Source organism: Nocardioidaceae bacterium, from assembly GCA_018672315.1.
Taxonomy (GTDB): Bacteria; Actinomycetota; Actinomycetes; order Propionibacteriales; family Nocardioidaceae; genus TYQ2.
This window is the reverse complement of sequence record CP076053.1, coordinates 2,126,469-2,153,329: the sequence shown is the minus strand read 5'-3', so window position 1 is coordinate 2,153,329 and position 26,861 is coordinate 2,126,469. Positions and strand designations below refer to the sequence as shown.

The window sequence follows — 26,861 nt, the reverse complement described above, 5'->3', positions numbered from 1 at the left end:
ACCGTCATCGCCACCCACGGGTCAGCGCACGCGAGAGGGAGACCGCCGCGAGGAAGGCCACGAGCGTCGCGACGAGCACGAGATCGAGGGTGGCGCCGCTGCCGATCCGGTGCCCGACCAGGGCGACGAGCGCCACCAGCGAGAACGTGAGGAGATCGGCGGCCACGACGCGGTCCGCGGCCGTCGGGCCCACCGTGATGCGCCACGCCGAGAGGAGCAGGGCCACGACCACACCGCCGATGGCGACGTCGATGACCGTCATCGGTCCGTCCCGAACGCTCGCAGCATCCGATCCTCCATGTCGTGCAGCGACGAGAGCGCCGTCTCGCCGTCGGGGTGGTACATCGTGTGGACGAGGAGGACGCGTCGGCCCTCGTGGGTGCGGGTGCCCAGCGTCAGGGTCCCCGGCGTGAGGGTGATGAGGGCGGCGAGCAGCGTGAGCGCCGCGTCCGACTGCGAACGCACCTGAAGCCTCACCACCCGCGGCGTGGCACGGGCGGCCGGCGTGAGGATGTCGCGCATCACGACCCCGCTGGAACGGAACACCTCGGCGGTGAACCACACGAAGAACCAGGGCAACCGCCAGGTGACCGCGAGCCGGTTCATCGTCCACCTCCCGAGAGGACCGCGGCGACGTACGCCGAGGTGTCCACCAGCCCCTCGGCCGCCGTGCCGGTCAGCGCGAGCAGCCCCTCGCCTCCCAGGCCGAGCCCGAGCGTCACGACGGCCAGGACCAGCGACGGGGCGGTGAGCGCCATGCCGACCCGGGCCGGTGCCTGCACGGCCACGCCGCCGCCGGTCCCGTGCTCGGACGTGGCGGGCTCGGGCGGCGCGGACACGAACAGCGAGTCCCAGATCTTCAGCATCGACAGGAGCGTGAGGAGGGAGACCGCGATCGCCACCGCGGCGACGACGGGACGGCCCGCGTCCACCGACGCCAGGATGATGGTCAGCTTGGCGACGAATCCGGAGAACGGGGGCAGGCCGGCCAGGGACAGCGCCGCCATCGCGAACGCGGCCGCGAGCCACGGTTCGCGACGTGCCACCGCGGCGACGACGTCGAGCCTCGCCGAGCCGCTCCTGACCTCGACCGCGCCCGCGGACATGAACAGGGACGCCTTCACGATCATGTGGTGCAGGAGGTAGAAGATGCCAGCCGCGAGCCCCGCCACCGTGAAGAGCGCGACCCCGAGGAGGATGTAGCCGATCTGGCTGACCATGTGGAAGGCGAGGATCGCGCGGGTCGTGTGCTCACCGACCGCCCCGAGCACGCCCACGACCATCGTCAGGGTGAAGGCCACGAGGCCGATCCACAGCCAGCGGTCGTCACCGTCGAAGACGACGGCGTAGATGCGGTAGACCGCGTAGATCGCCACCTTCGTGTGCAGCCCGGAGAACAGGGCCGTCACCGCGGGCGACGTCGAGGGGTAGGCGCGGGCGAGCCATCCGTACGCCGGGAACGTCGCGGCCTTCATCGACAGGGCGACCAGGCACACGCCGGTGGCGACCGCGACGCCGTCGGACTCTCGCGCGGCCCCGGCGAGCTCGCCGAGGTTCACCGTGCCGGCGATGCCGTAGACGAGAGCCACCCCGGTGAGGAACAGGGTGGAGACGAAGAGGTTGAAGGCGACGTAGAGACGCGAGCCGAGGACGGAGCGCTCGGTGCCCCGCCGTCGTTCGGCGAGGATCAGCAGCCCGTACGACGGGAGCAGCATGACCTCGACGAAGACGAACAGGTTGAAGAGGTCCGCCGTCAGCAGGGCGCCGTTCACGCCTGCCGCCAGCACCAGGACGAACGCGCTGAACAGGTGCACCCGGCCCGGCCCCGAGACCACCGCGAACCAGCTGCACACCAGGGTCAGCAGGCCCGTCACGACGAGCATGAGGGCCGAGAACACGTCGACGACGAACGGGATCGAGATGCCGCCCGGCCAGCCGCTGACCTGGTGCGCGGAGACGGTGCCGTCGGCGGTGCCCGCCACCAGCGCGCAGGCCGCCACGAGCAGACCCGCCAGCGTCGCGAACGTCACCGGCAGGGGCCATCGAGCTCCTCGCGGGGCCATCGCGCACAGGCCCGCAACACCCAGCGGGACACCCACGAGCAGGGGTAGGAAGGCCTCGTTCACGGGGTCTCCTCCTGGTCCGTACCGCCGCGGCCGGTGACAGCCAGCACCAGCATGTAGATCGTGATGGAGAAGGCGATGACGATCGCGGTCAGGGCGAAGGCGTGGGGAAGGGCGTCGGCGACCTCGGCCGGATCGAGACTGCTGCCCAGCGGGGCCTCCCGACGCTCGGTGCCGCCTGCGGCGAAGAGCACCAGGTTGGCGACGTGGCTGAGGACGATGAAGCCGAGCACCACGCGCAGGAACGAGCGGTCCAGGAGCAGGTAGACGGCCGAGGCGGTCAGCACACCGACCCCCAGCGCGACGATCATCGGGCCGCCCTCGCGTCCTCGGGCAGGCGCCCGTCCCCGGGGTCCTGGGAGTCCTGGGGGTCCTCGGGGTCCTCGCCCCCGAGGAGCGAGACGGCAGCGAGGATGACACCGAAGACCGCCAGGTAGACGCCGAGGTCGAAGACCAGGGCGCTGGACAGCGAGAAGCCCAGCGGGTCGAGGTCGATCGGTCGCAGGTAGGAGCCGTCGACCAGACCGAGAAGGCCGACTGCCGCGGACAGGAGCACACCGACACCGGCGATCGCGAGGAACGGCAGCCGGCGGCTCGTCCACCGGTCCGACGGCGCGCTCAGGTAGACGAGCCCGACGGCGGCCGCGCCGATGAGGGCGGAGATGAAGCCACCTCCCGGCGCGTCGTGACCGCGGTACAGCGCGAAGGCGGAGCCCAGGACCATCAGGGGCACGACGCCGCGGGCGAGCACCCGGAGGAACACGACGTTCTGCGCGGAGTCGTCCAGCGCGGTGTGCTCGATGACCGGGGGGCGTCGGTCGACCATGCCGCGAGCCGAGAGCAGCGCCGTCATCGCCATGCCCGCGACGGCGAGCACGACCAGCTCACCGAAGGTGTCCAGCGCCCGGAAGTCGACCAGGATCGTGTTCACGATGTTGGTGCCGCCGGTGAGGGTCTCGGCCTCACGGAGGTAGAACTCGCCGGCGGGGGCGATGTCGCGTCCCCCGGTCAGGCCCAGCGTCGCGACCGTGGCGGCGACGCCGGCGGCCACCGCGAGGAGGCCGCTGCCCAGCCGGTGCCGTCCGGAACGGCGCGCGAAGCGCGGCGGCATGCGTCGCAGCACCAGCACGATGACCAGAACCAGCAGGATCTCGACGAGGAGCTGGGTGAGGGCGACATCGGCGGCACCGAGGACGAAGAACCACAGGGCGACGACGAATCCGATGATCCCGATGGCGGCGACCGCACCGAGCCGCGTACGCGAGGCGATCGTCGCACCGCAGCCGACGACCAGGAGTGCCAGGAGCAAGGCGTCGAGCGGTTCGCTGGGAGCCGGGGAGAGCGAGCCGGGCCCGGCCACGAAGAAGGCGACGACGCCGAGCGAGGCCACCAGAGCGATCGGCACGGCGAGATGGGCCGCCGGGCTGTCCGTACGCGTGAGGTCGCCGACTCGAGCGCCGGCGTCGACGACGAGGGCGCGCAGCCGTTCCACCGCGGCCACCCCGGACCCCGGGAAGAGCGGCCGGTCCAGGAGGGGCTCGATGCGACGTCGCAGGACCACCAGGAGCACGCCGGCCGCGATCACGGCCACCGACGTCATGAGCGCCAGGTTCACGCCGTACCAGAGCTTGAGGTCCTCGACCTGCGAGGGCGCGACACCGGCGGCCGCCGCAGCGGCGGGTCGGATCAGCCAGTCGAGCGCCGGGACCCCCGCGCCAAGCACGAGCCCTGCGCCCGCACACAGACCCATCGCGACGGCCATCGACACGGTGCCGCCCACGGGCTCGACTTGCATCGGCGCTCCCCGCACGCTGTCGACGACGACCCGTGCGCTGTAGGCCACCGTGACGACGGCGGCCAGGGCGACACCGACCACGGCGAGGACGGCCACGACCCCGGCCCCGGCCTCGACGGCGTCGATCCCGGCGGACAGCACGAGCTCCTTGCTGATGAACCCGAGCAGCGGGGGTACGCCCGCCATGCTCGCCATGGCCACCGCGACGAGCGCGGTGGTCCACGGCATCGCACGGCCCAGACCGTGCAGCTCACGGATGTCCCGGGTGCCCGTACGGCGCTCCACGAGGCCGACGTACATGAAGCCGGCGGCCTTGAAGAGCGCATGCGCGACGACGTGCAGGCAGGCCGCCAACAGGGCGTAGTCGCCCCCGACCCCGATGATCGCCACCAGGAGACCGAGCTGGCTGACCGTGGAGTAGGCCATCAGCTCCTTGATGTCGCTGCGTTGCAGGGCGAACACCGCACCCATGAGCGTCGTCGTGACACCCACGGTCACCAGCAGCGGCGCCCACACGGGACTCTGCGCCGCGGCGTCGGCGAAGCGCAGCAGCAGGTAGATGCCGGCCTTGACCATGGCCGCCGCGTGCAGGTAGGCGCTCACCGGAGCCGGCGCGACCATGGCGTCCGGCAACCAGGCGTGGAAGGGGAACTGAGCCGACTTCGTGAAGGCCGCGACCGCGACCAAGGTGCCCGCCGTCGCCGCGAAGACCGGGTCCTCGCGCCACGCGTCGTGGGCCAGGGCCTCCGTGAGCGTCGTGGTTCCCGTCGTCACGACGATCAGGGCCACCGCGCCGAGGAGGCTCAGTCCACCACCCGCGGTCACCAGCAGCGTGCGTGAGGCCGGTGGACCGGCCTCCGGCGACGAGCGGAGGATCAGCAGGTAGGAGCACAGCGTCGTCAGCTCCCAGGCCACGAACATCACGACGAGGTCGTCGGCCAGGACGAGGACGAGCATCGCGGCGGCGAAGAGGACCATGAGGGAGTAGAAGGCCGTGGACCCCGTGGCGGAGACGTACGCCGTGCTGTAGAGCATCACGAGCGACCCGATGCCGAGCACGAGGACGCCGAAGAGGAGTCCGAGGCCATCGAGGCGGAGCCGCAGCGAGACCTCGATGCTGGGGATCCACGGGACGCTCTGGACGACGTCGGGCGTACGGAGCCACACCGCCACGAGCCAGAGCGTCAGACCCGCGAGGGCAGCGGCCAGGACCCATCCGGCACGGACTCCGAACGCACGGACGACCACGGGTGTGAGGGCGACGAGGACGGCTGCGGAGGCCGCGAGCAGGAGCAGGCTCACGACGCCGACCCTCGCGTGCGGACAGCTCTCATGAGATCTCTCGGGGGACTCGTCGGATCGTGCCGACGAGACTCCGCGGCGCTCTCGGCGCAGAGTAGCGACCGCGTCCCAGTGGACGCACGTCCCGTAGCGTGGACACGACCGCTGCGACCGACAGGATCCCGGTGACCACGACCTCCCCGCGCCGCTCCCGCCGACCGAGCCGTCCCGCCGCCACGGGTCGTCTGGTCGGCATCGACGTCGCGCGCTGGCTCGCGCTGATCGGCATGATCGGCGTCCACACGATGCCCGCCCGCGACGCCGACGGGTCGTTGACCTGGGTGGAGCACGCCTTCGCCGGCCGCAGCTCGGCGCTCTTCGCGGTGCTCCTCGGCGTCTCGCTGGCGCTCATGACGGGAGGGTCCGCCCCGCGTGTGGGTGCGGCGCTCACCCAGGACCGCCTCGGCATCGCCGTGCGGGCGGTGCTCGTGGGAGCCGTCGGTCTCCTCCTGGGGGACCTCGAGTCCGGGATCGCCGTGATCCTCGCCTACTACGCGGCGCTGATGGTGCTGGCGCTCCCCTTCCTCGGGCTGCGCGCCGGGCCCCTGCTGGGCCTCGCCGTCACGTGGGCGGTGCTCGCGCCCCTGGTCTCCCAGGTGGTGCGGGAGGCGTTCCTGCCGCCCGCGAGCAGGCTCAACCCCGGCTGGTCGATGCTCGCCGACCCGGGCGACCTGCTCGCCGAGCTCGTCCTGAGCGGCTACTACCCGGCGTTCACCTGGCTCGCGTACGCCCTGCTCGGCGTCGCGATCGGTCGGCTGCCCCTGCGACGACGCGCCACCCAGCTGTGGCTGCTGGCGGTGGGCGCGGTGGTCGCCGTCGTCCCGCTGCTGCTCTCGGCGTACGCCGCACCGGCCGCCGGCGTCAGCGACGGCGAGATCTCCCGCACCGCGACGGAGTTCTCCGGCGTGACCCCGGTGAGGGCGCCGGAGTACCTCCTGCTCGACGCACCCCACAGCGGCACCCCGTTCGACCTGCTGACCACCGCCGGGAGCGCCGCTGCTGCCATCGGCGTGTGCCTCCTCCTGGTCTCGGCGCTCTCGGCCGCGGGCGCAGGGGCGCGTCGCGGCACCGCGGTCGTCTTCGGTGCCGGCACCGCGACGCTCACGCTGTACTCCCTGCACGTCTTCCTGCGCACGCCCCCGCTGCTGCCCGAGGACGGCGGTTCGACGTACGCGCTGCACGTGCTCATCGTGTCGCTGATCGGCGCCGGGCTCGTGCTCGCCGGGCGCCGCGGCCCCCTCGAGGCCGCCACCGGAGCGCTCCCCCGCCTGCTGAGGCGCCGCCGCGCGAACCGGTGACCCGCGAGCCGGACCCACAGGCGTCAGCGGGGTCGCGCGGGGCAGCCTGGCGGCATGACCACTTCCTGGCAGGACCCGGACGCCGTCTCCCTGATGCTCGACGACCTCGAGACCTGGGCCGTCGTCGGACTCTCGGGGGACCCCTCGCGCACCGCGTACTCGATCGCCTCCCTGCTGCAGCAGCGCGGCAAGCGGATCGTCCCCATCCACCCCGACGCGCCCACGGTGCTCGGCGAGCAGGGGTACGCGAGCCTCGCCGACGTGCCCTTCGACGTCGACGTCGTCGACGTCTTCCGACGTTCGGAGGCGGCCGGGCCGTTCGCGGACGAGGCGGTCGCCGTCGGCGCGAAGGGCGTCTGGTTCCAGCTCGGCGTCGTCGACGAGGACGCCTTCGCCCGCACCACGGCGGCGGGGGTCGCGATGGTCATGGACACCTGTCCGGCCATCGAGTGGCGCCGGCGCTGAAGCGCGCGCAGTCCGGTGAGACCCAGGGCACGGAGCGGGCCAGACCGGACGTCGCTAAGGTAAGCCTTACCGAAGTCGCCGACACGGCGCCGCGTCGTCCGCACCTGCCTGGAGGTCCCTGTGAAGCGCTCCGTCCTGAGCACGATCGCCCTGCCCGTCCTGGCCGGGCTCGCCCTCACCGGCTGCTCGACCGGACCGGGCTCGGGAGGCGACGCCGACCTGCAGGTGTACACCGCGCGCCACTACCAGCTCGAGGACGCCTTCACGCAGTTCACCGAGGACACCGGCATCAGCGTCGAGTTCCTGAACGGCGACGACGCCGAGCTGCTCGAGCGCCTCAAGGCCGAGGGTGAGAGCTCGCCGGCCGACGTGTTCATGACCGTCGATGCCGGCGCCCTGTGGAACGCCGACCAGGAGGGCGTGCTCGCCCCGACGAGCTCCCCCGTGCTCGACCAGGCCGTGCCCGAGGACCTCCGCGCCGCCGACGACAGCTGGTACGGCCTCGCCCTGCGCGGCCGCACCCTGGTCTACAACCCCGAGGCCGTCGACCCGAGCGAGTTCGACGCCGAGGAGTCCTACGCAGGCCTCACCGACCCGAAGTGGGAGGGCAGGCTGTGCATGCGCGACTCGACCAGCGCGTACACCCAGAGTCTCGTCGCCAGCCTGATCGACCTCTACGGCGAGGAGCGCACCGCCGAGATCGTCGAGGGCTGGGTCGCCAACGACGTCGACATCATGAGCAACGACGTGCAGCAGCTGAAGGCGATCGCCGCAGGTGGGTGCGACGTCGGCATCACCAACCACTACTACCTGGCCCGTGAGCTGGAGAAGGACCCCGAGCTGGGCGTGGAGCTCTACTGGGCCAGCCAGGACGGTGCCGGCGCGCACGTGAACATCTCCGGCGCCGGCGTCACGAACACCGCCGACAACCCCGAGGACGCCCGCGCCCTGCTGGAGTGGCTCGCCACCGACGGGCAGTCCGCGTTCGTCGACGGCAACCACGAGCTGCCGGTGAACCCGGAGGTCGAGGCGGAGCCGGTCGCCGCCTCCTTCGGTGACTTCGACCGCATGCCCATCGACGCCGAGGCGTACGGCTCCCGCAACGCCGAGGCCGTCGCCCTCCTCGAGGCCGCCGGCTACGAGTGACGCACGACCTGTGACCACGCTCGCGCCAGTCGTCGACCGGACCCCGCGACCGCTGCGACGGCGGCTCGCGGGGTCCGGTCGTCCTGCCTGGTCGGCCGCGGTCGTGGTCACCGCGCTGCTGGTCTCCAGCCCGGTCATCGCCGTCGCGACCACGGCTGCGCTCGCGGGGGCCCCCTCGTTCTCCGGCGACGTCGGCAGCCAGGTCCTCACCACGGTGGGACTGGTCGTGCTGGTCGCCCTCGGCACGGGCGTCCTCGGCACCTCGCTGGCGTGGCTGGTCAGCGCCCACGAGTTCCCGGGACGGTCGGTGCTGCAGTGGCTGCTCGTGCTGCCCCTCGCGATGCCCGCCTACATCCTCGGCTTCATCTTCCTCTCGACCTTCGACTACGCCGGCCCCGTGCAGTCCGCGCTCCGCGCGGTGCTCGGCAGCGACCTGGCGGAGCTGCCCGTACGCAACCTCGGCGGAGCTGCCGTGGTGCTCACCCTGACGCTGTACCCCTACGTCTTCCTGCTCGCGCGCTCGGCCTTCGGCGACACCGCCCCGAGTGCGTACGACGCCGCCCGCTGTCTGGGGGCCTCGCGCGGCCGCGCGTTCCGCGAGGTGGTGCTGCCGCTCTCACGTCCGGCCCTGGCGGCGGGACTCGCGCTGGTGACGATGGAGGTGCTGACCGACTTCGCGACGGTGCAGTACTTCGGCGTGCAGACCGTCTCGGTCGGCGTCTACCTGACGTGGAAGGGCTCCTACGAGTTCGGCTCCGCGGTGTGGCTCGCGATGCTGGTGCTGCTGTTCGCCGTCACCGTGCTCTCCCTGGAACGCGCCCTGCGCGGTCGCGCCCGCTTCTTCCAGCGCGGCGGGCGGGGACGCGGTCTCTCGCGTCGGCGGCTGACCGGGTCCCGCGCCTGGGCGGCGACCGCCGCGTGCGGTCTCGTGGCCGCCGCCGCGTTCGGGCTTCCCCTGCTGCGGCTGCTGACGTGGTCGGTGTCCTCGCTCCTCGACGGGTCGGCCCAGCTCGGCCAGCGGGGCCTGCTGGCGTACCTGACCAACTCCCTCGTCGTGGCCGTCGTCGCAGCCGTCGCCTGCGTCGCGGTGTCGCTGGTCGTGGCCCACGCCCTCCGGCTGGGCGGTGGCCGTGTGCTGCGGGGCGCCGCGCAGGCCACGACCTTCGGGTACGCCGTGCCGGGCGCGGTCGTCGGCATCGGCGCCCTCGCCGTCGTCGCGGCCCTCGACCGGGCCGTGCGCGCCCTCGGTGTCGAGGGGGGCACCGGGCTGCTGCTGACCGGTTCGGTCGCCGGCGTGCTGCTGGCGTACGTGGTCCGCTTCGTGGCCCCTGCCTACCAGGCGGTCGACTCGGCGTTCAGCCGCGTGCCGCCGTCGGTCTCCTCCTCGGCCCTCTCGCTCGGTGCGACGCCAGGACGCCTCCTCCGCCGCGTCCACCTGCCCCTGGCCCGCTCGGGGGTGGCCGTGGCCACCACGCTGGTGCTCATCGACGCCATCAAGGAGCTGCCGCTGGTGCTGCTGCTGCGACCGTTCGGCTTCTCGACGCTGTCGGTGTGGGTGTACGAACTGGCCAACGAGAACTTCTTCGCCCAGGCCGCGGTCCCCGCCCTGATCATCGTGGTCGTCGCGCTGGTGCCGGTGGCGATCACCTTCGCCCGCCGTGACGAGGAGAGCCGCGAGAGACCTGGCACCCTGGGGCCATGACAGCCGCCCACGACCTCCACGCGTCGCCGGGCAGCACCGGATCCGTCGTACCCGCCCTGCACCTGCACGCGGTGGCGAAGTCCTACGGCGACGTGCCGGCCGTACGCGGTGTCGACCTCACCGTCGCCGCCCACGAGGTCGTCACGCTGGTCGGGCCTTCCGGCTGCGGCAAGTCCACCCTGCTGCGTCTCGCCGCGGGCCTGGACCAGCCCGACACCGGCTCGATCGACGTCGGCGGGCGCGAGGTCGCCGGGCGGGTGTTCGTGCCGGCCGAGCAGCGCCGCGTCGGGCTCGTCTTCCAGGACCACGCGTTGTTCCCCCACCTCGACGTGGGCCGCAACGTCGCCTTCGGGCTCCCCCGCGGTGAGCGGGACGGCCGTACGCCACGGGTCATGGAGGTGCTCGACCTCGTCGGACTCGCCCACCTCGCGACGCGCTTCCCCCACGAGCTCTCCGGCGGGGAACAGCAGCGCGTGGCGCTGGCCCGCGCGCTGGCGCCCCGGCCGGCGGTCGTGCTGCTCGACGAGCCGTTCTCCAGCCTGGACACGAACCTCCGCTCCCGGGTGCGCGCCGACACCCTCGCCGCGCTCGCCGAGACCGGGAGCGCCGCGATGATCGTGACCCACGACCAGACCGAGGCCTTGAGCCTCGGCCACAGGCTCGGGGTCATGCACGGGGGTCACCTGCTGCAGCTCGGGTCGCCCGCCGAGGTCTACGAGCGACCGACGTCCCGGTTCGTGGCGACCTTCATGGGTGAGGCTGACTTCCTGCCCGCCCGCGTCGACCGGGCGCTGCTGACCAGCGAGATCGGAGTCGTGTCGACCGTGCCCGGGTGGGGCGGCGTCCGCGCCCAGGTCGAGGTGATGCTGCGACCGCACGAGGTGGCGCTGCGCGCCGACGCCGAGGCAGCTCACGTGGTCGAACGCGTCGAGTACCACGGCGCGTTCCACCTGCACCACGTACGCCTCGCCTCGGGGCTGTCCGTGCGGTCGTGGCAGCAGCACGACGTACGCCTCGAGCCGGGCACGCCCGTGAGTGTGAGCGTGAGTCCCGGAGCCACCCCGGTCCTCATGAGCGGCGAGAAGGTGCTCACGGCGCCACCGCCCCTGGCCGGATGAGTCCCGGACCTCGGGCCGGCCTCGATGAGAGGACTCTCATGACCGCCTCATCCTCAGCCCATCCGGCACCCGGAGACTCCCGCTCATGCCCTTCCTGCACAAGATCCTCGTCGCACTCTCCGTCGTGGCCGTCGTGCTGCTCGGGCTGGCATGGAGCGGCCTCGCGTCGGCGGACGCGCCGACCGCTCCGCGTACGCCCGTGGTGCTTCCCCTCGACAGCGGTGACACGTCGACCGAGCCCGGGGACCCCCGTGAGGAGCAGCAGCAGGCACGTGACGATCGGCGCGAGGCGCGGGACGCACGACAGGCACGTGAGGCACGTGAACGGCGGGAGGCCCGACAGGAGGCCAGGGACGACCGGCGGGACCGGCGTGAGGACCGGGACGACCGGGATGTCGTACCGGCCCCCGTCGTCGACCGCGACGACTGGGACGACGACCGGGACGACGACGGGGACGACGACCGGGACGACGACCGGGACGACGACGGGGACGACGACGGGGACGACGCCAGGGACGACGACTGACGTGGTCCACCCGTGGGCGGGTCGATGAGCGAGGTCGACGCCGCGGATCGGCGGCGGCCGCGCGCCGCGACCCTGGCCAGGCGGCTGCGCCGCGACGGGTTGTCGGTCCGGGTGCGTCTGACGATCGCGACCGCTCTGCTCGTCGGCGGCGCCCTCGGTGCCGCAGGGGTGCTGGTGACCACCATCGAGAGCGAACGCATCGAGGCCGACGTGCAGTCCGAGATCGACCAGGAGTTCGCAGAGCTCCGTGAGCTGCGCGGCGGCAACGACCCTGCGACGGGCCGGCCGTTCCGCTCGAGCTCGCAGTTCCTGGCGACGTTCCTGAGTCGCAACGTGCCCGACCGCACGGAGATCCTGGCCGGCTACTGGGACGGGCGCACGCAGCAGGTCTCGCTCGGCGGACGCGACCTCGTCGCCGACCCCGCCTTCGACGCCGCGGTGTCCCCGCTGGTCGACAGCAGCGGGACGACCGTCATCGACACCCCTGAGGGACGGCTGCGCATCGATGTCCAGCGTGTCGAGGTGACCGGGGGTGCGGGGACGGACGTCGGAGCCCTCGTCGTCGGCACTCTCCTCGACCGCACCCGGGACGGGTTGCACGAGACGCTGCGGACGTACACCGTCGTCGCCCTCGTGCTCCTGCTCCTCGCCGTGGTCGCCTCGGCCACGGTCGCCGGCCGGCTGCTCGCCCCGCTGCGGACGCTGCGGTCGACCGCCGAGTCGATCAGCGAGTCCGACCTCGCCGCCCGCATCCCCGAGCGCGGCAACGACGACATCACCGCGTTGACCCGCACGGTCAACTCGATGCTCGACCGCCTGGAGACGGCGTTCGCGGGGCAGCGTCGGTTCCTCGACGACGCCGGGCACGAGCTGCGTACGCCCCTCACCGTGCTGCACGGCCACCTGGAGCTGCTGGACGAGAACGACCCGGACGAGGTCAGGCAGACCCGCGACCTGCTCCTGGACGAGACCGAACGCATGGCCCGTCTGGTGGGCGACCTGACCCTGCTGGCGAAGTCGGAGCGTCCGGACTTCCTGCGGCCCGAGCCCGTGCCGCTGGGTTCCCTCGTGACCGACGTGCTCTCGAAGGCGACAGCGCTGGGGGCGCGCGAGTGGACCGGCCACGTGCCCGAACCGGACGAGCACGCCATGGTCGTCGTCGACGAGCAGCGCGTCACCCAGGCGTTGCTGCAGCTGTGCGACAACGCCGTGAAGCACACCGCCCCCGGGCAGTCGATCGCGCTGCACGGCGCCGTCGTCGGCGAGCACGTCGAGCTCAGCGTGGCCGACACCGGTCGCGGCGTCCCCGAGGCGGACCGCGAGCGGATCTTCGAGCGGTTCGGCCGCAGTGCCGTCCCTCGCGGGGACGAGGGGTTCGGTCTCGGCCTGTCGATCGTGTCGGCGATCGTGCACGCCCACGGGGGCGAGGTCGGCGTCTCCGACAACACGCCGCACGGGGCACGCTTCACCGTCCGCCTGCCGATCACCGCCGAGGAGCCCGCATGGCACGCATCCTGATCGCCGAGGACGAGGAGCGCATCGCGGCGTTCCTCCAGAAGGGGCTGAAGGCAGAGGGCCACAGCACGTACGTGACCCGCACCGGCACGGCCGCCCTGGACGAGGCCCTCAGCGGCATGCACGACCTCCTGGTGCTCGACCTGGGGCTCCCGGAGATGGACGGCACCGAGGTGCTGGACCTGATGCGCGCCCAGGGGTCCCGCATGCCGGTCATCGTGCTGACCGCGCGTGACTCGGTCACCGACACGGTCTCGGCACTTGAGAGCGGGGCCGATGACTACGTGTCCAAGCCGTTCCGGTTCGCCGAGCTGCTCGCCCGCGTACGCCTGCGGCTGCGGCAGGCCGAGGAGGCCGCCACCGCCGGTGCGTCGGCGGGTCCCGCGGGCGGTGCCACCGGACAGCTGCGAGCGGGCGCCGTGCACCTCGACCTGCGGACGCGTCGCGCCAGCGTCGACGGCCGCGAGGTCGAGCTGTCGTCGAGGGAGTTCCTGCTGCTGGAGACCTTCCTGCACAACCCGGGCCAGGTGCTCTCCCGCGAGCAGCTGCTCGACCACGCGTGGGGCTTCGACTTCGACCCGGGCTCGAACGTCGTCGACGTGTACGTCGGCTACCTGCGCAAGAAGCTGGGCGCCGGCACCATCGCGACCGTGCGAGGGATGGGTTACCGCCTGGACGCCTGACGGCAGCCCACCCCCGCGAGGGGTCACTTCCCGCGAGGGGTCACTTCCCGCGAGGGGTCACTTCCCGCGAGGGGTCAGTTCGCGCGAAAGGGCAGTTCTCGCGAGCACGTGGCTCGCGAGAACTGCCCTCGGGGCGTGCGACGTCAGCGCGTACGAATCGTGCGGGTGACGGTCTTGTCGGCGCCGACGCGCTTGATGCGCAGCTTGAAGGTGTCGCGGCCACGGGTGTCGCGGCGGTCGCGGTCGATGTCGACGTCGCCCTCGCGGTCGGCGCGCACGGTCTGCTTGTAGAACCGGTTGCCGTTCTGCTTCAGGACCACGACCCACCGGCTGCCGGGGCGGGCGTCGTCGATGTCCACGGAGACCTCGAAGCGACCGTCGTCCTTCTCCACGTCGAAGTCGATCTGCCCGCCGGCGTAGCGGAACTCGCGGTCGGCGGCTGCTGCCGGGGACGCGGTCGCGATGGCCAGCGGGGTGGCGACCAGCGCGGTCGTGGCGAGGGTGGCGGTGAGGCGTCGGGCGTTCATGATCTCTCCTGATCGTCGTTGACCCCGGTGTCTCCCGGGAACGACTTCACTCTCACCCCCTCGCGTGAGCCTTGCGTGAGGCCGGGATGAGGGACCTCTCATGCACGGCTCGCGCCCCGGTCTCCCACACGCGCCAGGCGGCGACACCGACGACGCACGACGCGACCACGGCCAGTGCCGGCGAGGTCGCCTCGAGCGGCGGGTAGACCTGCCAGTGGGTCAGGTAGATCCACAACGACGCCGACGCGAGCGTCGCCACCAGCGGCACGACCGCGGCCGGCACCCTCACCTGCCGCGCCCAGACGAGCAGCAGCAGTCCGGCGATCATCGTCCACGTGCGGGCCGGGGAGTCGAAGAACTGCGTACCCGCGAAGAGCACGAGCCCCGAGACGACCAGCCGCCGACGGGCGTCGACCGCACGGGCCGCCGCCCAACCGAGCGCGAAGAGCCACCAGACGTACTCCACGCGGTGGAAGATCGCCCGCTCGTGCCAGACGATCAGCTCCAGGTGGGTGGGCATGCCGACCAGCACCAGGGCGACGGCGAAGCCGAAGGGGTGGTCGCGCTCCCACCGTCGCAAGGGCGCCCACGTGGTCACGGCGGTGACGGCAAGCGCCACGACCAGGCAGGCGACGAGCGCCTCGACGAACCAGTAGCGCCAGTCCGGTGCCACCCAGCCCTCGGGCCCGAACCAGGCGGTCGTCAGCGTCACCGTGTGCCAGGCCAGGCCACCACCGACCACGGCGAGCGCACCGAGGTAGGCGACCGAGGGCACGGCCACGCGGCGTGCCGCGCGGAGCAGACCTGCGAGACGACGGCGCGGGTCCGCACCGCGGCTCAGCACGAAGCGCGCGACGTTGTAGCCGACGACAGCCATCAGCACGTGCGCACCCGCCCGCACCGAGAAGAGCCCCGCGTGCGTGCCGACGATCGCGAGGATCGCCAGCGCGCGGAGCATCACCGAGGTGTCGAGGGTGCGCAGCCGCAGGTGGGCTCGCCAGCCGCTCGGGTGCGCCGCGGAGGCGGCCCCGCGGGCGAGCTGCTCCAGCTCACCGACAGCTCGCAGGTGCCAGTCGCCCGGCAGCTCGCCGAGCAGCGCCTCCAGTCGTACGGAGACCTCGACGAACGACAGGGAGTCGCCGCCGAGGTCGACGAAGGACTCGGTCGGCTCCGGCGTGCGCCCGAGCACGGTCGCGTACGCCCCGGCGACCCCCGGCGTCCCGAGTGACCCGGCGTCCGGCGCCGACGGGCGTCGCGTACGCACGAGGGCGGCCGCCCCGACGAGGTCCGGCTTGCCGGTCGCGAGCAACGGCAGCTCGTCGATCACGGTCACCACCACGGCTGACGGTGGCACCCCGGCGAGCTCCGCGGCCTCGCTCGCCAGCCGCTGCGGCGATGCCGGTCTGCCTCCCTCCGCGCCGGCCAGCAGCACCCCGATCTCCTCGTCGAGGTCCACCACGAGCAGGTCGCGATCACCGAGCGAGTCGGCGAGCCGCTGCTGCACCCGGTCCAGGTCGACGCGCAGGCCCATCACCTTCGCGATGCGCTTGCGGCGTCCGACGATCTGCCACAGACCCTCGGGCGTGCGCCGCGCCAGGTCCCCCGTACGCAACCGCTCGATCTCGTGACCACGACTCAGGTCACCGGGGTGCTCGGCGTACCCCATCATCACGTTCGGTCCGGAGTAGACGAGCTCACCCACCGTCTCGCCGTCGCGTTCCTCGACATCGCGGAGGCTGAAGCGCCCGCCGTCGAGCGGGGTGCCGATGACGTCGGGGTGCTCGACGACGAGGGCCGGGTCGAGCGTCGCCATGCGCGCGGTCGCCTCGGTCTGTCCGTACATCACGACCAGGTCCATGCCGTGGTCGGCGCCGATCTCGGCCCAGTCGCGCACCGTGGCCGGCGCCATCCGGCCGCCGGCCTGCGCCAGCGTCCGCAACGTGTCGGGCGCCTGGCGAGGGAACCCGACACGCTCCAGCATCGTGAACGTGTGCGGCACCCCGGACAGCGACGTCAGACCGTGTCGGCGCGCACCCTCCCAGAAGCACGGGTCGACGACCCCGAGGTCGGTGAGCCAGACGGTCGCGCCGCGGAGCAGGTGGGTGTGCAGCACCGACAGGCCGAAGCAGTAGTGCAGCGGCAGCGTGGTCGCGGCGACGTCGTCGCCGCGGATGCCCAGCCTGTCGGCGATCGCCTCGGCGTTGGACTGCACGGCCGCCGCGGAGAGTCGCACGAGCTTGGAGGACCCCGTCGACCCCGAGGTCGACAGGAGCAGGGCGAGGTCGGGGTGCAGGTCGTGGCGGGTGGCCTCGCGGCGTACGCAGGGCTCCCCGTCGGGCGCGATGCCGGGGCCGACGAGCACGTCCGGGTCCCAGGCCTCGACGAGGTCCGAGATCGCACCGGGCCGACCGGGCTCGGTCAGCAGCACGGGGTGGCCACCGGCGAGGGCGGCGAGGTAGGTGACGACCGTGTCGAGGTCGTGCCCCGCCTCCAGCAGCACGAGCTTGCGCTCCCCCAGGTGGCCGCGCCGCCGCTCGACAGCGTCGGCGAGCTCGGCGTACGTCGTGCTGCCACCGCCGTGCACGAGCGCAGGCCGACCTCCGAACCGCCGGAGGTCACGGGCGAGAGGCACCCCGAGGGCGGGCCGCGACGTGGACCACGGAAACGCTGTCGAGGTCATGCATTCACAGTAAGGCAAGCCTTACCTTCCCTGCGATGTCGCTCCGGTCACTTCCCCGTCACGATCTCGCCGGCGCACACCGCGCGTGACCGTCGTCCGTCCCGGGCAGGGAGTGCGCATGCAGACCGCCACCCTGGGCCGCACCGGCCTGACCGTCTCCCGCATCGTCTACGGCACCTGGCAGGTGTCCGGCGAATGGGGCTCCTACGACCGCGACGACGCGATCGCCGCCATCCGCCACGCCCACGACCTGGGCTGCACCTTCTTCGACACCGCGCAGGCGTACGGGTTCGGGGAGTCCGAGAAGGTGCTCGGCGACGCGCTCCGCTCCCAGCTGAGGAACGACCGCGACGGCGTCGTCATCGCCACGAAGGGCGGCATCAACCCCGGGTCCGACCGACCCCGCGACGGCCGCCGCGACTGGCTGCGCAAGGGCGTGCACGACTCCCTCGAGGCGCTGGGCATCGACCACGTCGACCTCTACCAGGTGCACTGGCCCGACACCGACCACCCGTTCGAGGACACCGCCGGATACCTGCAGGAGCTGGTCGACGAGGGCAAGATCCGCCACGTCGGCGTCTCGAACTACTCCGCCGAGCAGATGGCGGCCTTCGAGCGGACGCGCCCGGTGGAGACGCTGCAGCCGCCGTACCACCTGTTCCGCCGCCACATCGAGGACGACGAGCTGCCCTACGTGCGCGAGCACGGCATCGGCACGCTCGCCTACTCCTCGCTCGGATCCGGCCTGCTCACCGGGGCCATGAGCCCCGATGAGGCCTTCGAGGACGACGACTGGCGCTCGCAGGCCTCGGCGTTCGCCGGCGAGAAGCTCGAGAAGAACCTCGCGGTCGTCGAGAAGCTGAAGGAGATGGCGAGCGACAAGGGCATCCACGTCACCCAGCTCGCCATCGCCTGGGTGCTCGCGCAGGACGGCATGGACACCGCCATCGTCGGCGCCCGCAGCAAGGACCACATCGAGACCTCGCTGGGCGCCGCCGACGTCACGCTGACCGACGACGAGCTCGCGGAGATCGAGCGGATCACCGCCGATCGCATCGAGATCGGCGGCGCGTCGCCGGAGGGCGTCGACTGATCCCTCGCGACCTGATGGAGTGGGTCCGGTGAGCACCTCCTCCGCCTTCGTGTACGCCGCCGTCCGCACCCCGTTCGGCCGGTTCGGCGGCGGACTGGCGGGCGTACGCCCCGACGACCTCTCAGCCGCTGCGGTCACCGCCTGCCTGGGGCGTACGCCCGACCTCGACCCCGGCGCCATCGAGGACGTCGTCTGGGGCGACGCCAACGGCGCCGGCGAGGACAACCGCAACGTCGGGCGCATGGCTGCGCTGCTCGCCGGCCTGCCGACCAGCGTGCCGGGGGTGACCGTCAACCGGCTCTGCGGCTCCTCGCTCGACGCGGCTGCGCTGGCCTCCCGTCAGGTCGAGACCGGTGACGCCGAGGTCGTCCTGACCGGCGGCGTCGAGTCGATGACCCGGGCGCCCTGGGTGCTGCCGAAGCCGTCCCGCGCGTTCCCCGCCGGGCACGCCGAGATGGTGTCGACCACCCTCGGCTGGCGACTCGTCAACGACCGGATGCCCGCGGAGTGGACCGTCTCGCTCGGCGAGGCCAACGAGCTGCTGCGCGAGCGGTTCGACATCGACCGCGACCGACAGGACGAATTCGCCGCCCGTTCCCACCGGCTGGCCCACGAGGCGTGGGAGGCGGGGTGCTACGACGACCTCGTCGTCCACGTGCCGGGCGTCGATCTGAGCCGTGACGAGGGCATCCGTCCCGACACCACCACCGAGAAGCTCGCGCGGCTGACGCCGGTCTTCCGCAGCGCGGAGAAGGGCGGCACGATCACCGCCGGCAACGCCTCGCCGCTCTCGGACGGCGCGTCGGCGGTGCTCATCGGCTCCGAGGCCGCCGCCGACGTCATCGGCGCGGTGCCGCTCGCCCGCATCGCAGGCAGAGGCGCACACGCCTGCGACCCGCAGGACTTCGGGTACGCCCCGGTCGAGGCCGCGAACCGGGCGCTGGCCCGCGCCGGCATCACGTGGAGCGACATCGGCGCCGTCGAGCTGAACGAGGCCTTCGCCGTGCAGTCGCTGGCCTGCGTCGACGCCTGGGAGCGCGACGGCCTCGACCCCGCGAAGGTCAACGCCTGGGGTGGGGCGATCGCGCTCGGCCACCCCCTGGGAGCCTCGGGTGGTCGGATCCTCGGCACACTCGCCGCACGGCTCCTGGCCACCGGGGAGCGCTGGGGCGTCGCCGCGATCTGCATCGGCGTGGGGCAGGGCCTGGCGTTGGTGCTCGACAACGCGCACGCGACGTCGTGAGTCCACGGCCACCGGACCTCGGCCCAGGGGGACTCACGATCCCGACCGGCGGACGTCAGAAACCCGAGCGTCTCTGACCTGTCGCCGCGTTGCGCACCATCGAGCCCTTCGCGGTCGCCGTCTCGTTCAGCCCGACCTGAAAGGCGACCATCCGCTCCCGAAGCGCAGGGTCCGACGCGGCGAGGATGCGTACGGCCAGCAGGCCTGCGTTGCGTGCGTTGCCGATCGACACGGTCGCCACCGGGACCCCGGCCGGCATCTGCACGATCGAGAGCAGCGAGTCCATGCCGTCGAGGTGCTTCAGGGGCACCGGCACGCCGATCACCGGCAGCGGCGTGACCGCGGCGAGCATGCCGGGCAGGTGGGCCGCTCCGCCGGCGCCGGCGATGATGACCTGCAGGCCACGGTCGGCGGCGTCGCGCCCGTACGCCAGCATCGCGTCGGGCATGCGGTGCGCCGAGACGACGTCGGCCTCCACGGCCACGTCGAACTCCCGCAGCGCCTCGACCGCCGCCTCCATCACCGGCCAGTCGGAGTCCGACCCCATCACGACGCCGACCCGTGGCTGCATGCCTGATCGTTCGCTCATTCGCTCTCCTCCCCCAGGTCTCCGCGGAACCACGCCGCGGCATGGCGCGCACGCTCGAGCACCTCGTCGAGGTCGTCGCCGTACGCGTTGACGTGCCCGACCTTGCGGCCCGGCTTCACGTCCTTGCCGTACAGGTGCACCCGCAGACGGGGGTCGCGCGCCAGGGCGTGCGGGTAGCCGTCGTAGAGCCGCGGCACCTCTCCCTGGTCACCGGAGGCGCCGAGGATGTTGACCATCACCGTCCAGCGCGCCCTGGCCGTCGGTGACCCCAGAGGCAGGTCGAGCACCGCCCGGAGGTGGTTCTCGAACTGGCTGGTGACCGCACCGTCCTGGGTCCAGTGGCCCGAGTTGTGCGGTCGCATGGCGAGTTCGTTGACGAGGATGCGGCCGTCTGCGGACTCGAACAGCTCGACCGCGAGCATGCCGACCACGCCGAGCTCGCCCGCGATCCGCAGCGCGACGTGCTGGGCGTGCTCTGCCAGGTCCGGGTCCAGGTCAGGAGCCGGCGCGACGACCTCGTGGCAGATGCCGTCGAGCTGGGTGGACTGCACGACGGGGTACGCCGCCGCCTGCCCGCTGGGCGAGCGCACCACCTGCGCCGACAGCTCGCGGCGGAAGTCGACGAGCTCCTCGGCGAGCAGGCGTACGCCGGTCTCCTGCGCGACGCCGAACGGCTCGTCGCACTCCTCGACGGACCGCACCACCCACACACCCCGGCCGTCGTACCCGCCGCGGGTCGTCTTCAGGACCACCGGGAAGCCGCCGACCGACGCGGCGAACGACTCGACCTCGCCGACCGTGGCGACCACGGCGTGCCGCGGGCACGGCAGACCGAGGGCAGTCAGCTTCTCCCGCATCACGGCCTTGTCCTGCGCGTGGACGAGCGCGTCCGGCCCGGGGCGTACGGCGACCCCGTCGGCCTCGAGAGCACGCAGGTGCTCGGTAGGCACGTGCTCGTGGTCGAAGGTCACGACCTCGGCGCCCGCGACGACCCTGCGCAGGTCCTCCAGCGAACGGTGGTCACCGACCACGCGGTCGGCGATCACCTGCGCCGCCGAGACGTCCGGGCCCTCGGCGAGCAGCCGCAGCGGGATGCCGAGCTGGGCGGCGGGCGGTGCCATCATGCGGGCAAGCTGGCCGCCGCCGATGACCGCGATCGCGGGGGCGCGTCCCGACGGGGACGAGAGCTGCGGAGACGGGTCGGGCGGTGTCGTCACGTCCCACACCCTAGGTCGTCGGCCACCCCTCCCACGTGGTGGCCGCGTGACCCCGATGAGCGTGACGACACCGCCCGTCCCCGGTCCGAGGCGCCCGCGGGTCTGCCGCGGGCGACGCGGAGATCAGGTGGTCAGGCGACCCGCTCCCGCTCGACCGCGGGGGACTCCGAGCGCTGGGCCGGCAGCCCGGCGGGCGCCGTGGCCGCGGTGCGCTGCGCGGGCACCGCGGCACGCTGCGGCGCCTCGAGCTCGAAGCGCAGGCCCTGGCCGCGCAGCGTCGTGATCAGCGAGGGGTTGCGGGGGTCGTCGCCGAGCTTGCGACGCAGCCAGCCCAGGTGCACGTCGATCGTCTTGCACGAGGTCCAGAACGTCGTCTCCCAGACCTCGTTCATGAGCTTCTCGCGGGTGACGACCTCGCCGGCGCGGCTGATGACCGCGTACAGCAGGTCGAACTCCTTACGGGCGAGGCGGATCTCCTCCCCGGCGCGCCAGGCGCGGCGGGAGGTCGGGTCGACGGTGACGTCCTGGATGGTCAGCATGTAAAGAAAGTTAGGAGCGCCGCCGGGACCGGGACGCAGAATCTCCCAAGACCACCCGGACGGGCCAGACCCCCGTAGCCAGGGGCTAGACCCCGACCCCTCATCCGACCGCCGCGGCCCACCCCGGGGCTGGTCGTGGCGGGGGCGTCAGTCCCTGATGCGGCGTACGGCCACGGGCTCCATGACCCCGAAGCCACGGACGTCACGGCTCGGCAGGCCGCGCGAGGCGTACGCCTTGGGGTCGAGCGCGTCGGAGGTCGCTCGGTCGACGATCAGTCGGTTGCGGCGGGCGGCGGTCATCAGCCGCGAGGCGAGGTTCACCGAGGGGCCAAAGACGTCACCGAGCCGGAGCACGATGCCGCCCGTGGCGACACCGACGCGTACGTCCGGCAGGCGCCTGTCCTCACCGATCGCCTCGATGATGCCGAGACCGATCTCGACGGCGGCCGCGGGCTGCTCGGCGACGAAGAGCACCGAGTCCCCCAGCGTCTTCACGACCCGACCGCCCTGGCCGGCCACGACGTCGTGGCAGCGGCTCTCGAAGCGCTCGACCATGTCACCGATGTCGTGCTGCTTCATCTCGTTGGACCGGGCGGTGAAGCCGACCAGGTCGGCGAAGCCGACGCTCATGTCGGCCGAGAGGGGGTCCTCGTCCCGGTTGGCGGCACCCGGCGGGACGCCCGTGGACGCGACCCGCGCCAGCGCGGCCGCCAGGTGTCGGCGCCAGGCGTAGATGATCAGCGTCTCGAAGGGGACGCCGACGGAGTCCACGAGCCCCAGGGCGGCCTGCATGCGCTGCTGCAGGTAGGGCGTCTCCACGCCGACGTCGGCGCCCGCCAGCGACTCACCCTCGGCCTGGACGGGCTCGGCGTCGGCGGGCACGAGCTCGTCGACGCGTGAGGTCAGTGCGGTCACCTGCCAGTCGGCGAGCCTGGAGATCGTCTGCCCGACCGCGCGGGTCAGCTGCACCGCGAGGTCGAAGGAGATCGCCTCGGTGTCGACCGCGCTCATCAGCAGCGCGACGGCCCGCAGGTCGGACTCGGTGAAGGCGCGCTCGTCGCGGGCGTCGGCGAACCCGAGCGCCCGCCACAGTCGCCGTGCCTCCTCGATGGTGATGCCGGCACCGCCCGCGACCTCCTCGGCGGTGAGCTCGGGCGGCTCCCCCAGGATCGCCTCCTCGAGGCGCCGCCGCGCCGCCTCGACCTCGCGGGCCGTCACGACCCGTCCCGGTCTGCGACGTGCGCGGCGTCCGCGAGGTCCTCGACGAGCACCTGCAGCCGGCCCGCGTCGGGCACGTCGCGCAGACGCACCGGCGGGGCACCGGCGCGGTGGACGACCAGGGTGCCGACACCGACGACGCGACCGAAGAGCGTGTCCTCCACCGCCACGGCCTCGACCTCGGTGAGCGGGATGTCCAGACGGGGACGGGTCGACCCGCGCCGCGACACGATCCCCTGGTGCAGCACCAGGCGCCTGTTGGTCAGCCCGTGGTGGGCGGTGAGCGCGTCGGCCGCCGGGCGTACGGCCCACCACAGCACCGCCACGGCGGCGAGCAGCCACGCCATCACCGTCAAGGGCCCGCGCGCCGGGTCGGGCACGAAGCTCGCGACGACGCCTGCGGGGATCGCCGCGGCCGCGACGACCAGCAGCGGGACGATCAGTGCCGTGGGATGACGACGGAGCCGGACGACGAGGTCCTCGTCCGGCGCGAGGTCGATGTCACCGCCAGGCACAGCGTCGATCATGCCAGGTCACCGGCCTCCTCGTGGGCGACGGCGACCACGCGTGGTGCCGCTCAGTCGACCGGGCGGCTTCCCGCGGCTCCCCCGGCGCGTACGTGCACGACGTCGCCCACCCCGAGCTGGTGGCGACGCCCCTCGACCTCCACCACCAGGTGGCCCGCGGCGTCGACGTCGACGCATCGCCCCTCGAGCACGGCGTCCCTCGGCAGGTGCACGCGTACGTCGGTGTCGATCGTGGTCGACGCCGCCCGGTAGTCCGCGAGCAGCGCCCCGTCGCCGCCCGCCGGGTCCGCGCCGGCTGCCAACCAGGCCTCGTAGCGGCCCAGCAGGGCCGCGAGCAGCGTCGACAGGACGGTGGTCGGGTCCGTGGGCGCGCCCAGCAGCCGCAGCGACGTGCCGGTGGGGGGCAGGTCACCCGGCCCCGCGGCGGTGTTCAGACCGACGCCGACGACCGCCGCGGGAGGCAGACCGGTGCGGTCGACCCGCTCCACCAGGATCCCGCAGATCTTGCGGTCCTCGACGAGCACGTCGTTGGGCCACTTCAGCCCCGCGCGTACGCCCAGCACCTCGAGCGCGTCGTGCACCGCCAACCCGGTCAGCAGCGAAAGCCAGGGCCATCGCTGCGCCGGGACCCGGTCCGGGGGCACGAGCACGACCGAGGTGCTCAGCGCCGCACCCGGCGGTGTGACCCAGGCGCGCGTGAGCCGACCGCGGCCGGCCGTCTGGTTCGTGGTCGTCACGACGGTGAGGTGGGAGGCGCCCTGGGCCGCGAGCGCGCGGGCCTCGGAGTTGGTCGAGGCGACCTGCTCGCGGACGGTGACCTGCCAGGGCCCCTCGATGGCGGAGGGGTCCGGTCCGGCCGCGGGCTCGGGGCGTGCGTGACCCTGCTCTCGTGGGGGTGGGCTGTGGGACATGCCGCCGACCCTAGGCACTAGATTGACCGCCGACACGCCGCCGTGCAGCACCCCGTCGGCAGCCGAGCACCCGAGCACCCGAGCACAGGAGCCATCCGTGAGCGAGATGTCGTCCGAAGGCATCGAGGTCCCCAGCGACCTCGATCTCCACACCACGGCGGGCAAGCTCGCCGAGGCGCAGCGCCGCGTGGAGGAGGCCACCTCCAGCCAGGAGGAGAAGGCGAAGGAGCGCCAGCACGCGAAGGGTCGCAACACGGCCCGCGAGCGCATCGAGATGCTCTTCGACGAGGGTTCCTTCGTCGAGCTCGACGCCCTGAGCCGGCACCGGTCGACGAACTTCGGGCTCGAGGAGAAGCGGCCCTTCGGCGACGGCGTCATCACCGGCTACGGCACCGTCGACGGCCGCCAGGTCTGCGTCTTCAGCCAGGACTTCTCGGTCTTCGGCGGCGCCCTCGGTGAGGTCTACGGCGAGAAGATCATCAAGGTCATGGACCTGGCGATGAAGACCGGCTCGCCCGTCGTGGGCATCAACGAGGGCGCCGGCGCACGCATCCAGGAGGGCGTGGTCTCCCTGGGCATGTACGGCGAGATCTTCCAGCGCAACGTGCACGCCTCCGGTGTCGTGCCGCAGATCTCGATGATCCTCGGCAACTGCGCCGGCGGGCACGTCTACTCCCCCGCCGTCACCGACTTCACCGTGATGGTCGACCAGACCTCGGCGATGTTCATCACCGGCCCCGACATCATCAAGACCGTCACCGGCGAGGACGTCTCGATGGAGGAGCTCGGCGGCGCGCGTACGCACAACACCAAGTCGGGCAACGCGCACTACATGGCCTCCGACGAGGAGGACGCCTTCGAGTACGTGCGCGGCCTGCTGTCGTTCATGCCGAGCAACAACCTCGACGAGCCCCCGGCCTACGACGACCCGGCCGAGCTGGAGCCGTCCGAGACCGACCTGGCGCTGGACACCCTGGTGCCCGACGGCGCCAACCAGCCGTACGACATGCACACCGTGATCGAGGCGATCGTCGACGACGAGGACTTCCTCGAGGTGCAGGGCCTCTTCGCCCCCAACATGATCATCGGCTTCGGCCGCGTCGAGGGCCGTCCCCTCGGCGTCGTGGCGAACCAGCCGATGCAGCTGGCGGGCACGCTCGACATCGACGCCTCGGAGAAGGCGGCCCGCTTCGTACGCTTCTGCGACGCCTTCAACCTGCCGGTCGTGACGCTGGTCGACGTGCCGGGCTTCCTGCCGGGCACCGACCAGGAGTGGGACGGCATCATCCGCCGCGGCGCCAAGCTGATCTACGCCTACGCCGAGGCCACGGTCCCGCTGGTCACGGTCGTGACCCGCAAGGGCTACGGCGGCGCGTACGTCGTCATGGGGTCCAAGCACCTCGGCTCCGACATCAGCTTCGCCTGGCCGACCGCGCAGATCGCGGTGGTCGGGGCCCAGGGCGCGGTCAACATCCTGTACCGCAAGGAGCTGGCGAGCTCGGACAACCCCGACGAGCGCCGTGCGGAGCTCATGGACGAGTACGAGCAGACGCTCGCCAACCCCTACATCGCGGCCGAGCGCGGCTACGTCGACGCCGTGATCCAGCCGAGCGAGACCCGCGCCGAGATCGTCAAGGCACTGCGCCTGCTGAAGAACAAGCGCGAGACGCTGCCGCCGAAGAAGCACGGCAACATCCCGCTGTGAGCGAGGAGACCGACATGACCGAGGAAGCCCCGCAGCAGCCCCTCCTGCGTGTCGTCTCCCCCGACGCGACGCCGGAGGAGATCGCCGCGCTCGTCGCGGTCTTCTCCTCGATGGGCGGCGGCACCCCGGCGGCTCCCGCGCCGATCGCTGAGTGGCGGGCCCCGCACCGGGCCGTACGCCGCACGGTCGTGCCGACGCGGTTCAGCGACGTCGCGGGCACCCGGGGCGCCTGGCGCTCGAGCGGCCTGCCGCGGTGACCTCGCCGCGGCTGGTGCTCGCCTCGCAGTCGCCGGCACGTCTCGCGACGCTGCGCAGTGCGGGCGTGGAGCCCGAGGTCGTGGTGTCCGGCGTGGACGAGTCCGTGGTCGAGGCCGTCAGCCCGGCGGCGCTCGCGACGACGCTGGCCACGCTGAAGTCGCGCGCGGTCCACGCCCGGCTGCTCGAGGACGAGCCGGACCCCGGGCGTCTGCTCGTGCTCGGCTGCGACTCGGTGCTCGAGCTCGACGGCCACATCTACGGCAAGCCCCACGACGAGGCCACCGCCCGCGAGCGCTGGCGCCTCATGCGCGGACGGAAGGGCGTCCTGCACTCCGGGCACTGCCTCACGGTCGGCGCGGATGGCCGTGAGGTCGTGCGCGCCGTCGACACCGTGGTGCACTTCGCCGACGTCACCGACGCCGAGATCGACGCGTACGTCGCGACCGGCGAACCGCTGCTGGTCGCGGGGGCCTTCACCCTCGACGGCCTGGGCGGGGCGTTCGTCACCGGCGTGGAGGGCGACCCCCACAACGTCGTCGGTCTCAGCCTGCCGACCCTCCGACTGATGCTCGCCGAGGTCGACGTCGCCTGGACGGACCTGTGGTCCGCCGACCCCGTCACCGGCCCGGACGCATGATGCAG

The 26,861-nt window shown here is 72.6% G+C and carries 26 protein-coding genes; 13 read left to right on the top strand and 13 right to left on the bottom strand.

The genetic code is table 11. The annotated features are described in order from the left end of the window. Window positions 1-4: 4 nt before the first annotated feature. From KLP28_10385 to KLP28_10365, 5 genes are read right to left on the bottom strand one after another with little or no spacing between them, the layout of a single operon-like run. On the bottom strand, window positions 5-262 hold the full coding sequence (locus KLP28_10385) for a pesticidal protein Cry26Aa (GenBank protein QWC84027.1): 258 nt from the start codon (window positions 260-262) through the stop codon (window positions 5-7). Next, a complete protein-coding gene (locus KLP28_10380) occupies window positions 259-606 on the bottom strand; it encodes a Na+/H+ antiporter subunit E (GenBank protein ID QWC84026.1) in 348 nt (115 codons plus the stop codon). The genes KLP28_10385 and KLP28_10380 overlap by 4 nt, the downstream gene beginning before the upstream one ends. Continuing rightward, window positions 603-2,126, bottom strand: a complete 1,524-nt coding sequence (locus tag KLP28_10375; GenBank protein QWC84025.1) for a monovalent cation/H+ antiporter subunit D family protein — start codon at window positions 2,124-2,126, stop codon at window positions 603-605. Before KLP28_10375 ends, KLP28_10380 begins: the two co-directional genes overlap by 4 nt. Continuing rightward, window positions 2,123-2,434: an NADH-quinone oxidoreductase subunit K gene (locus KLP28_10370; GenBank protein QWC84024.1), complete on the bottom strand. Its 312-nt coding sequence runs from the start codon at window positions 2,432-2,434 to the stop codon at window positions 2,123-2,125. The genes KLP28_10375 and KLP28_10370 overlap by 4 nt, the downstream gene beginning before the upstream one ends. After that, window positions 2,431-5,220, bottom strand: coding sequence for a DUF4040 domain-containing protein (locus KLP28_10365; GenBank protein ID QWC84023.1), 2,790 nt, complete (start codon window positions 5,218-5,220; stop codon window positions 2,431-2,433). Before KLP28_10365 ends, KLP28_10370 begins: the two co-directional genes overlap by 4 nt. A 164-nt stretch (window positions 5,221-5,384) precedes the next feature. Here KLP28_10365 and KLP28_10360 point away from each other — a divergent pair, with 164 nt between their 5' ends. The 8 genes from KLP28_10360 (at window position 5,385) to KLP28_10325 (ending at window position 13,712) form a co-directional block, all read left to right on the top strand. Then, window positions 5,385-6,557, top strand: coding sequence for a DUF1624 domain-containing protein (locus KLP28_10360; GenBank protein ID QWC84022.1), 1,173 nt, complete (start codon window positions 5,385-5,387; stop codon window positions 6,555-6,557). 54 nt (window positions 6,558-6,611) lie between these two features. Next, window positions 6,612-7,022 (top strand): CoA-binding protein, encoded by a 411-nt coding sequence (locus KLP28_10355; GenBank protein ID QWC84021.1) that lies wholly within the window; start codon window positions 6,612-6,614, stop codon window positions 7,020-7,022. Between the two features lie 120 nt (window positions 7,023-7,142). Further along, window positions 7,143-8,168, top strand: a complete 1,026-nt coding sequence (locus KLP28_10350; protein ID QWC84020.1) for an extracellular solute-binding protein — start codon at window positions 7,143-7,145, stop codon at window positions 8,166-8,168. Between the two features lie 10 nt (window positions 8,169-8,178). Further along, window positions 8,179-9,870, top strand: a complete 1,692-nt coding sequence (locus KLP28_10345; protein ID QWC84019.1) for an iron ABC transporter permease — start codon at window positions 8,179-8,181, stop codon at window positions 9,868-9,870. Next, window positions 9,867-10,988: an ABC transporter ATP-binding protein gene (locus KLP28_10340; GenBank protein QWC84018.1), complete on the top strand. Its 1,122-nt coding sequence runs from the start codon at window positions 9,867-9,869 to the stop codon at window positions 10,986-10,988. Before KLP28_10345 ends, KLP28_10340 begins: the two co-directional genes overlap by 4 nt. An 85-nt stretch (window positions 10,989-11,073) precedes the next feature. Further along, window positions 11,074-11,514, top strand: a complete 441-nt coding sequence (locus KLP28_10335) for a hypothetical protein (GenBank protein QWC84017.1) — start codon at window positions 11,074-11,076, stop codon at window positions 11,512-11,514. 24 nt (window positions 11,515-11,538) lie between these two features. Continuing rightward, window positions 11,539-13,032, top strand: a complete 1,494-nt coding sequence (locus tag KLP28_10330) for a HAMP domain-containing histidine kinase (protein QWC84016.1) — start codon at window positions 11,539-11,541, stop codon at window positions 13,030-13,032. Continuing rightward, complete coding sequence (locus KLP28_10325; GenBank protein QWC84015.1) at window positions 13,017-13,712, top strand: response regulator transcription factor; 696 nt, start codon at window positions 13,017-13,019, stop codon at window positions 13,710-13,712. Before KLP28_10330 ends, KLP28_10325 begins: the two co-directional genes overlap by 16 nt. Before the next feature lie 143 nt (window positions 13,713-13,855). Here KLP28_10325 and KLP28_10320 read toward each other — a convergent pair whose 3' ends face one another. Then, window positions 13,856-14,239, bottom strand: a complete 384-nt coding sequence (locus KLP28_10320) for a hypothetical protein (GenBank protein QWC84014.1) — start codon at window positions 14,237-14,239, stop codon at window positions 13,856-13,858. Window positions 14,240-14,291: 52 nt separating this feature from the next. Continuing rightward, window positions 14,292-16,919, bottom strand: coding sequence for an AMP-binding protein (locus KLP28_10315; protein ID QWC84013.1), 2,628 nt, complete (start codon window positions 16,917-16,919; stop codon window positions 14,292-14,294). A gap of 118 nt (window positions 16,920-17,037) precedes the next feature. On the opposite strand from KLP28_10315, the gene KLP28_10310 reads away from it, so the two are divergent. After that, window positions 17,038-18,012 (top strand): aldo/keto reductase, encoded by a 975-nt coding sequence (locus KLP28_10310; GenBank protein QWC84012.1) that lies wholly within the window; start codon window positions 17,038-17,040, stop codon window positions 18,010-18,012. A 28-nt stretch (window positions 18,013-18,040) separates the two neighbouring features. Beyond that, the gene (locus tag KLP28_10305; GenBank protein QWC84011.1) at window positions 18,041-19,255 is read left to right on the top strand and encodes a thiolase family protein; all 1,215 of its coding nucleotides are present in this window, start codon (window positions 18,041-18,043) and stop codon (window positions 19,253-19,255) included. A 55-nt stretch (window positions 19,256-19,310) separates the two neighbouring features. On the opposite strand, the gene purE is transcribed toward KLP28_10305, so the two are convergent. From purE to KLP28_10275, 6 genes are all read right to left on the bottom strand, one after another. Continuing rightward, window positions 19,311-19,844: a 5-(carboxyamino)imidazole ribonucleotide mutase gene (purE, locus tag KLP28_10300; GenBank protein QWC84010.1), complete on the bottom strand. Its 534-nt coding sequence runs from the start codon at window positions 19,842-19,844 to the stop codon at window positions 19,311-19,313. Beyond that, window positions 19,841-21,061 (bottom strand): 5-(carboxyamino)imidazole ribonucleotide synthase, encoded by a 1,221-nt coding sequence (locus KLP28_10295; GenBank protein QWC84009.1) that lies wholly within the window; start codon window positions 21,059-21,061, stop codon window positions 19,841-19,843. The genes purE and KLP28_10295 overlap by 4 nt, the downstream gene beginning before the upstream one ends. A 131-nt stretch (window positions 21,062-21,192) precedes the next feature. Further along, window positions 21,193-21,600: a winged helix-turn-helix domain-containing protein gene (locus tag KLP28_10290; protein QWC84008.1), complete on the bottom strand. Its 408-nt coding sequence runs from the start codon at window positions 21,598-21,600 to the stop codon at window positions 21,193-21,195. A 147-nt stretch (window positions 21,601-21,747) separates the two neighbouring features. Further along, window positions 21,748-22,818 (bottom strand): adenylate/guanylate cyclase domain-containing protein, encoded by a 1,071-nt coding sequence (locus KLP28_10285; protein QWC84007.1) that lies wholly within the window; start codon window positions 22,816-22,818, stop codon window positions 21,748-21,750. Then, entirely contained in the window at window positions 22,815-23,345 is a 531-nt protein-coding gene (locus tag KLP28_10280; GenBank protein ID QWC84006.1) for a PH domain-containing protein, read from the bottom strand. The genes KLP28_10285 and KLP28_10280 overlap by 4 nt, the downstream gene beginning before the upstream one ends. Before the next feature lie 50 nt (window positions 23,346-23,395). Then, window positions 23,396-24,256, bottom strand: coding sequence for a biotin--[acetyl-CoA-carboxylase] ligase (locus KLP28_10275; protein QWC84005.1), 861 nt, complete (start codon window positions 24,254-24,256; stop codon window positions 23,396-23,398). 106 nt (window positions 24,257-24,362) lie between these two features. On the opposite strand from KLP28_10275, the gene KLP28_10270 reads away from it, so the two are divergent. Genes KLP28_10270 through maf form a run of 3 tightly spaced genes read left to right on the top strand, consistent with a single transcriptional unit; the run spans window position 24,363 to window position 26,856 of the window. After that, entirely contained in the window at window positions 24,363-25,961 is a 1,599-nt protein-coding gene (locus tag KLP28_10270; protein ID QWC86918.1) for an acyl-CoA carboxylase subunit beta, read from the top strand. Between the two features lie 14 nt (window positions 25,962-25,975). After that, window positions 25,976-26,218 carry an acyl-CoA carboxylase subunit epsilon gene (locus KLP28_10265; GenBank protein QWC84004.1) on the top strand — a complete coding sequence of 81 codons (243 nt, stop codon included), beginning with the start codon at window positions 25,976-25,978 and terminating at the stop codon, window positions 26,216-26,218. After that, window positions 26,215-26,856, top strand: coding sequence for a septum formation inhibitor Maf (gene maf, locus KLP28_10260; protein ID QWC84003.1), 642 nt, complete (start codon window positions 26,215-26,217; stop codon window positions 26,854-26,856). The genes KLP28_10265 and maf overlap by 4 nt, the downstream gene beginning before the upstream one ends. The last annotated feature ends 5 nt before the right edge of the window (window positions 26,857-26,861 follow it).

What these genes read in the sequence shown, in the direction of transcription:
- KLP28_10270 (QWC86918.1), top strand. Translation starts at nt 24,363, where the DNA reads ATGTCGTCCGAAGGCATCGAGGTCCCCAGCGACCTCGATCTCCACACC.
- purE (QWC84010.1), bottom strand. Translation starts at nt 19,844, where the DNA reads ATGAGCGAACGATCAGGCATGCAGCCACGGGTCGGCGTCGTGATGGGG.
- KLP28_10320 (QWC84014.1), bottom strand. Translation starts at nt 14,239, where the DNA reads ATGAACGCCCGACGCCTCACCGCCACCCTCGCCACGACCGCGCTGGTC.
- KLP28_10330 (QWC84016.1), top strand. Translation starts at nt 11,539, where the DNA reads ATGAGCGAGGTCGACGCCGCGGATCGGCGGCGGCCGCGCGCCGCGACC.
- KLP28_10355 (QWC84021.1), top strand. Translation starts at nt 6,612, where the DNA reads ATGACCACTTCCTGGCAGGACCCGGACGCCGTCTCCCTGATGCTCGAC.
- KLP28_10265 (QWC84004.1), top strand. Translation starts at nt 25,976, where the DNA reads ATGACCGAGGAAGCCCCGCAGCAGCCCCTCCTGCGTGTCGTCTCCCCC.
- KLP28_10325 (QWC84015.1), top strand. Translation starts at nt 13,017, where the DNA reads ATGGCACGCATCCTGATCGCCGAGGACGAGGAGCGCATCGCGGCGTTC.
- KLP28_10385 (QWC84027.1), bottom strand. Translation starts at nt 262, where the DNA reads ATGACGGTCATCGACGTCGCCATCGGCGGTGTGGTCGTGGCCCTGCTC.
- KLP28_10290 (QWC84008.1), bottom strand. Translation starts at nt 21,600, where the DNA reads ATGCTGACCATCCAGGACGTCACCGTCGACCCGACCTCCCGCCGCGCC.
- KLP28_10340 (QWC84018.1), top strand. Translation starts at nt 9,867, where the DNA reads ATGACAGCCGCCCACGACCTCCACGCGTCGCCGGGCAGCACCGGATCC.
- KLP28_10335 (QWC84017.1), top strand. Translation starts at nt 11,074, where the DNA reads ATGCCCTTCCTGCACAAGATCCTCGTCGCACTCTCCGTCGTGGCCGTC.
- KLP28_10280 (QWC84006.1), bottom strand. Translation starts at nt 23,345, where the DNA reads ATGATCGACGCTGTGCCTGGCGGTGACATCGACCTCGCGCCGGACGAG.
- KLP28_10370 (QWC84024.1), bottom strand. Translation starts at nt 2,434, where the DNA reads ATGATCGTCGCGCTGGGGGTCGGTGTGCTGACCGCCTCGGCCGTCTAC.
- KLP28_10315 (QWC84013.1), bottom strand. Translation starts at nt 16,919, where the DNA reads ATGACCTCGACAGCGTTTCCGTGGTCCACGTCGCGGCCCGCCCTCGGG.
- KLP28_10275 (QWC84005.1), bottom strand. Translation starts at nt 24,256, where the DNA reads ATGTCCCACAGCCCACCCCCACGAGAGCAGGGTCACGCACGCCCCGAG.
- KLP28_10310 (QWC84012.1), top strand. Translation starts at nt 17,038, where the DNA reads ATGCAGACCGCCACCCTGGGCCGCACCGGCCTGACCGTCTCCCGCATC.
- KLP28_10380 (QWC84026.1), bottom strand. Translation starts at nt 606, where the DNA reads ATGAACCGGCTCGCGGTCACCTGGCGGTTGCCCTGGTTCTTCGTGTGG.